4 protein-coding genes are annotated in these 5,704 nt (G+C 60.5%); 3 read left to right on the top strand and 1 reads right to left on the bottom strand.

Annotated features, from left to right (window positions below; genetic code table 11):
- Window positions 1–890, bottom strand: an 890-nt coding sequence (locus tag HGG74_RS09355; protein ID WP_168486086.1) for a LysR family transcriptional regulator, incomplete at its 3' end; no start/stop codon positions are given.
- Window positions 891–998: 108 nt separating this feature from the next.
- Here HGG74_RS09355 and HGG74_RS09360 point away from each other — a divergent pair.
- From HGG74_RS09360 to HGG74_RS09370, 3 genes are all read left to right on the top strand, one after another.
- A complete protein-coding gene (locus tag HGG74_RS09360; RefSeq protein WP_168486087.1) occupies window positions 999–2,195 on the top strand; it encodes a CaiB/BaiF CoA transferase family protein in 1,197 nt (398 codons plus the stop codon).
- Between the two features lie 43 nt (window positions 2,196–2,238).
- A complete protein-coding gene (locus tag HGG74_RS09365) occupies window positions 2,239–3,621 on the top strand; it encodes an SLC13 family permease (RefSeq protein WP_168486088.1) in 1,383 nt (460 codons plus the stop codon).
- Window positions 3,622–3,746: 125 nt separating this feature from the next.
- Entirely contained in the window at window positions 3,747–4,955 is a 1,209-nt protein-coding gene (locus HGG74_RS09370; RefSeq protein WP_168486089.1) for an acetyl-CoA C-acetyltransferase, read from the top strand.
- Window positions 4,956–5,704: the final 749 nt, after the last annotated feature.

Here is a 5,704-nt window from a genome sequence, read left to right on the forward strand (position 1 = left end):
TAGGAGTCCACGACGTCGAACTGCTTCGCTCTGGCCTGCACGGCGTCACGAACGAGCCGAACCGATCGTGTTACAGGTTTGCTTCCTGACTGGACAAGATCGATGGTGATGCGTTCGTGCGGGTGAATTGGCACCCAGCGGCCCAAAGGACTGCCGAAAGACCTCGGCTGGGGCGCCGCAACTCCAATCCCCATGTCACTTTCAACCATGAAGATCACGTGTCTGATGCTGGAGACCTGCGCAACGATTTTCGCCTTTGGAAGGTGCCTGATGAGACCGGCGCCGACTGTTGTGTCCGGGCGCATGGCCACCAGGGGGAAGTCGCCGAGTTCGTCCCATGTAATGCGGTCGCGGGTGTAGAGCGGGTGCCCTGGCATCACGTAGGCCGACATCACAGTTGAAGCCAGCGTTGATTGCGGTGCTGAGCCCTGTGACAGGGAAGCGGGGCCGGTCAGCAGTGCGAAGTCCAGGGTACCGCGCTCAACATGCTCCAGAAGTTCGGGGGACGCCGCCTCGAGAAGCACGGGCTGTATGCCCATGTGGATCTTCCGCAGTTCGGCGATTACCGGAGTCACGATTGACGCGGCCAAGGCTGGGTTCGCGCCAATGTTCACGACGCCTGACAGGTCGTCAGTTAATCTAAGGGCGGTCTCAATAAGGGTGCGTTGGGCAGCTATCAGTCCCAGCGCGTCCTCGAAGATTCGTTTTCCCGCGTCGGTGATCGAGACTCCATGACGCCCTCTATTCAGGAGGACTACATTGAGTTCTTCCTCCAACGCCGTGATTTGACCGCTCATCACAGACTGGGCCACGCCGAGATGCTCGGCGGCGGCACGCATTGACCCCGCTCGTGCCGCTTCCACGAAATAGACCAGCCGCTCAACCCGCATGTGTTCACTATATGCGGTCACTCGTGTTCAGTAATGCCTTCTTCCAGCGAACATTTCTGGCTGTCAGAGTGGTGTGCGTCACTGTTAGAATGTCGAATCGAGGTAGCCATGGAGAAATCGACTCCTCCACCGCTTACAGGCATCCGCGTACTGGATGTTTCAACTGTGTTAGCGGCTCCTCTAACTGCCGCACTCCTCGGCGAGCTCGGAGCGGACGTCATCAAGGTTGAGCAACCTGGCCGCGGTGATCCCGCACGTCAATATCCGCCTCTCGTCGATGGCACGGCGGCGACCTGGGAACAGCATGGACTGGGAAAACGCAGCGTTGCCATCGATCTCCATACCAGCGCAGGGATTGATCTCCTGCATTCGCTGATCAAGGAGTGCGAGATCGTCATTACCAACTTCCGCCCCCCGACCCTCGCTCGTTTCGGGCTAGAGTTCGACGATCTGACACGGCTGCGAAAGGACGTGGTGATGCTGCACCTCACCGCGTTCGGACGCACAGGCCCCTATTCGGATCTGCCCGGTTTCGCCCGGGTCGTGGAGGCCTTCGCGGGCCTGACGCATCGGACCGGTCATCCGGATGGCTCGCCCATGTTCTCCGGGTATCCGATTGCGGATGGAGTCGGAGGTATCTACGGAGCTTTTGCCGTCATGAGCGCGCTACGCCAACGGGACCTGACCGGCCAACCGCAGCTGGTGGACCTCGGACTGTACGAGCCGATGCTCAGGATGATGGAGGATTCGATCCCTGCCTATCAGGCCACAGGGGCGTCCCCGGGCAGAATCGGCAACGACAATCCATCGATCGTGCCGAACGGCCTCTTCAGAACCCGGGATGATCGGTGGGTGGTTCTACCGGTCTCGACCGATCAGATGTGGCAACGACTCGTGAAGCTCCTCGACAACCCTGAGCTTTCCCAGTTGAGGACGATGGAGCACCGTCTGGCAAGACGTAGCGAGGTTAATAAGGCTGTGTCGGAGTTCGTCGCAAGCCATGACCTCGACGAGCTCCTCGTGCTCCTGCACGGTGCGGGACTCGCAGCGGGTCCGGTCAACACAGCCGAAGACATTGTGCGTGATCAGCACATCGTAGCCCGCGGTTCAGTGCTCCATGCGAGGGACCGACATGGACGGGAGACTCTCCTCGTCGCCCCCGCCGGCCGGTACTCGGGCTTTGACCATGTTGACCGCTCTCCGGCGCCCGAAGTCGGCGAGCACACCAACGACATTCTTGGAGGGCTAGTCGGACTCCCTCCCGGGCAGATTGACCAATTGCGGGATCGCGGCGTGATCCAGTGATACCGCCCGCCTCAATCCTTCCTATTGCTGGAGACAGACTTCCATGACCCCTGCTGACCTGTCCATCATTGTTCTCGTCGGTTTGTTCCTACTGGCGCTGGTTCCCCGTGCCCACATGGGTCTGGCCGCCTTTACCGGATCCTTGATCGTCGCGTTGTACGCGGGCATATCAACGGACCAGCTCGTCTCGTACTTCCCCTCGAACTTCGTCATCCTGATTGTGGGAGTGATGTGCCTGTTCGGAATACTTCAGGTCACCGGCGCGATGGACTGGTTCCTCAGGGGTGCGACCCGAGCCGTGGGAAACAGACGAGTACTGATTCCCGTTGTGCCGTTCGTCCTGGGAGCCGTGATTGCCGGCGTCGGAACCCTCCCGTTGGCCGCCTGTGCCATCGTTGCGCCAATCGGAATGGCTCTGGCGCGGCAGCACCGGATCCCTGCGTTTCTCATGGCATTCGTGGTGATGAACGGTGTCCTCAGTGGTCTGTTCTCACCGGTCGCCGTGTTCGGCCTGACCGCGAACAAGCAGCTTGCAGACCTTGGCGTTCCGTTGCCGATGCACAGTAGCTTGGTGATCTTCCTGGCATCCGTCGCCGTCGGTCTCCTGCTAACAGTTGCCTTGATGGTTGTCTACCGCAGGCAGCTGCGGTCCACGGAAGTGACAAGTTCAGAATCACCGCTGTCGGGTCCGACTGCGGGCATCGTTACCCAAGGTCCCGTCTCCCGCAAGCTGTCTCCTTTTACGAAGGAGATGGGGCCTCATACATCGGCGGCGCCAACTGCCGGCATCGCAACGCAGGTCTACTCCGAGGCACCGGAAACGATGTCGGGAACAGAGCATTCGAAGCCCGCGAAGATCCTCTCGATCATCGCCTTTGCCGTACTTGTCGTGGCCGGCGTCGGGTTCCGCCTCGATCTGGGTTACACAGCATTCGTTCTGGCCTTCGTCCTGATCCTCGTTCTTCGACTCGAGCCCACCCAGATCATCGCAAAGGTCCCCTGGGGCGTTGTCGTCCTGATCGGCGGTCTGCTCACCTACGTGGGCCTGATGCAGGAACTCGGTGCCTTCGAAAGGCTGAGCGAGATGCTTTCAGTTGACAACTCTCCGGCACTGTCTCTCCTGGTCCTGTGCTACATCGCCGCTCTTACATCGTTCCTGGCTAATTCAATTGCGGTCATTGTCACCACGCTGCCGTTGCTGCCACCACTCATCGCGGCCGGTGTAGATCCCCTCGGTGCGGTCATAGCGTTGCTGTTCTCAGCCGTTCTTGTCGATAACAATCCTGTGGGATCGGCAGGCGGGCTGGTGATCGGTGCCACCGCCGCGGAGGACCGCCAGCGGCTGTTCAGACGAATGCTGGGATACGGCCTGGGCGCTGTGGTCCTGGCACCGGCAGCCATGTGGGCAATCTTTGGCCTCTGGTGAGATAGACGGCCAGCTGGCCGAAGGTGCCAATCCCTGCAGCAGCGGGATGGCCCTGTTCAGACACTCACCTTCTAAGCCGACCGCCTCGAGCACGAATAACTACCTCTACCAAGGAACGGGTTCCCATGCCAGACGCAGTGATCGTCTCTTCTGCACGCACTCCGATAGGCCGCGCCTTCAAGGGGTCGCTTAAAGATCTGCGCCCCGATGACCTGGCCGCCTTCGCGATCGAAGCAGCGCTTGAGAAGGTACCAGCACTGGATCCGAGCACAATTGATGACGTCTATCTTGGCTGCGGCCTGCCTGCTGGAGAGGCCGGCTTCAACATGGCGAAGGTAGTCAACACCCTGCTTGGCCTCGACACTGTTCCGGGTGCGACAGTTAACCGCTACTGCGCTTCCTCGGTACAGACAACCCGGATGGCTTTCCACGCGATCAAGAGCGGCGAGGGCGACGTGTTCGTCTCCGCCGGGGTCGAGGCAGTATCCCGCTCCGGCAACGGCAACGCGGACCTCCCTGGCTGTGAGAATCCGCTTTTCGAGGACGCCCGTGCCCGTACCGAAGCCGCCGGCTCCAACCGGCCCTGGCATGATCCACGGCGGGACGGCAAGCTTCCGGACCCATACATCAGCATGGGCCACACTGCAGAGAACATCGCTGCGCTGCGCAGGCTCTCCCGCACAGAGCTTGACGAGTTCGCTGTTCGCTCACAGAACCTTGCAGAGGAGGCAATCGCAAAGGGTTTCTGGGCACGGGAAATCACCCCGGTTCCCCTCCCCGACGGTAGATCCGTTTCCGCAGACGACAGCCCACGCCGTGGCGTCACATACGAAGCCGTCTCACAACTCGCACCCGTCTTCCGCAAGGACGGAGTCGTCACCGCGGGAAACGCCTGCCCCCTCAATGATGGTGCCGCCGCCGTGGTGATCACCAGTGACACCAAAGCCTCCGAACTGGGACTCAAACCGCTGGCCCGCATCATCTCCACCGGAGTGTCTGGTCTCTCCCCGGAGATCATGGGACTAGGCCCGGTTGACGCAACCCGGAACGCGCTGAAGCATGCAGGCATGACCATCGATGACGTAGACCTCGTCGAGATCAACGAGGCTTTCGCAGCCCAGGTCATCCCCTCCTATCAGGACCTCGGGATCGATCTGGACCGCCTAAACGTAAACGGAGGCGCTATCGCGCTCGGTCACCCCTTCGGGATGACTGGAGCCCGCCTGCAGGCCACTATGCTCAACTCCCTCGACTTCCACGACAAGACGACCGGCCTGATCACCATGTGCGTCGGCGGGGGGCAAGGCATGGCGTTGATTCTTGAGCGGATGTAATGCGAATAAGACCCTGCAAAGGCCGAAATGGAGGAACAGGCGATCAGATCCGGTGTGAGCCGGCGTATAGGAGACCGGCGAACGAACGTGCGGGTCCGTGGTGAAGGGCCGGGACTTACCGTGCACGTCACTTTCACCGTTGCTCGATTAGACCGGTCTGAAACGGCCGGTTGCGGGGCATTCATCCCCGACGGTTCCACGGGTTCTTCCATGCAGAAAACGAGAGCTGAAAGGCAGGGCATACCCCGGGCTGCCGCGCTGTCCCGACCGAAGCAAATCCCTGGACGTGATAATACCTGTATGCCCTTCAGTAACCGGCGAGAACCGCTCCACTGCAGAGCAAATCCGTCGGATTCTCACCCAATGCGATTCGCCGGATTCATCAGGACATATGCGCTGTTATCGGTGTTTTGCTTGGAGTACGGTGGCCGCTGCGTCCGTCTCGCACTCCGACCAAAAACTTCAGGGATGGATCAAGCCTTCTGCTTTGGAATGCCTGATCCGAAAACGAGGTGAGCTGCCTGCCCGATCCAACCGCCGCCGGTGGTGCCAGCCCGCCGCGCCGCTGGCCCAGAGCAGGGCTCCTCCCGGCGCCCTAGGTGCGCCTACTCCAGATCCCAGTATCCGTAGAAGCACAGCCGACCGTCCTTTTCATACCTTTTCTCCCGTTAGGACCTTGGTGGTTCCTTAAGGGAAGAAAGAAATCTTAGTAGGTGTTGGGAAAAGGGTTAGGCGGTTGCGGCGCCCTG

It is taken from the genome of Arthrobacter mobilis (genome assembly GCF_012395835.1).
Classification (GTDB): Bacteria; Actinomycetota; Actinomycetes; order Actinomycetales; family Micrococcaceae; genus Crystallibacter; species Crystallibacter mobilis.

Bases quoted from the DNA above. Each gene is read 5' to 3' on its own strand.
- HGG74_RS09360 (WP_168486087.1), top strand. From the start codon at position 999: ATGGAGAAATCGACTCCTCCACCGCTTACAGGCATCCGCGTACTGGAT.
- HGG74_RS09365 (WP_168486088.1), top strand. From the start codon at position 2,239: ATGACCCCTGCTGACCTGTCCATCATTGTTCTCGTCGGTTTGTTCCTA.
- HGG74_RS09370 (WP_168486089.1), top strand. From the start codon at position 3,747: ATGCCAGACGCAGTGATCGTCTCTTCTGCACGCACTCCGATAGGCCGC.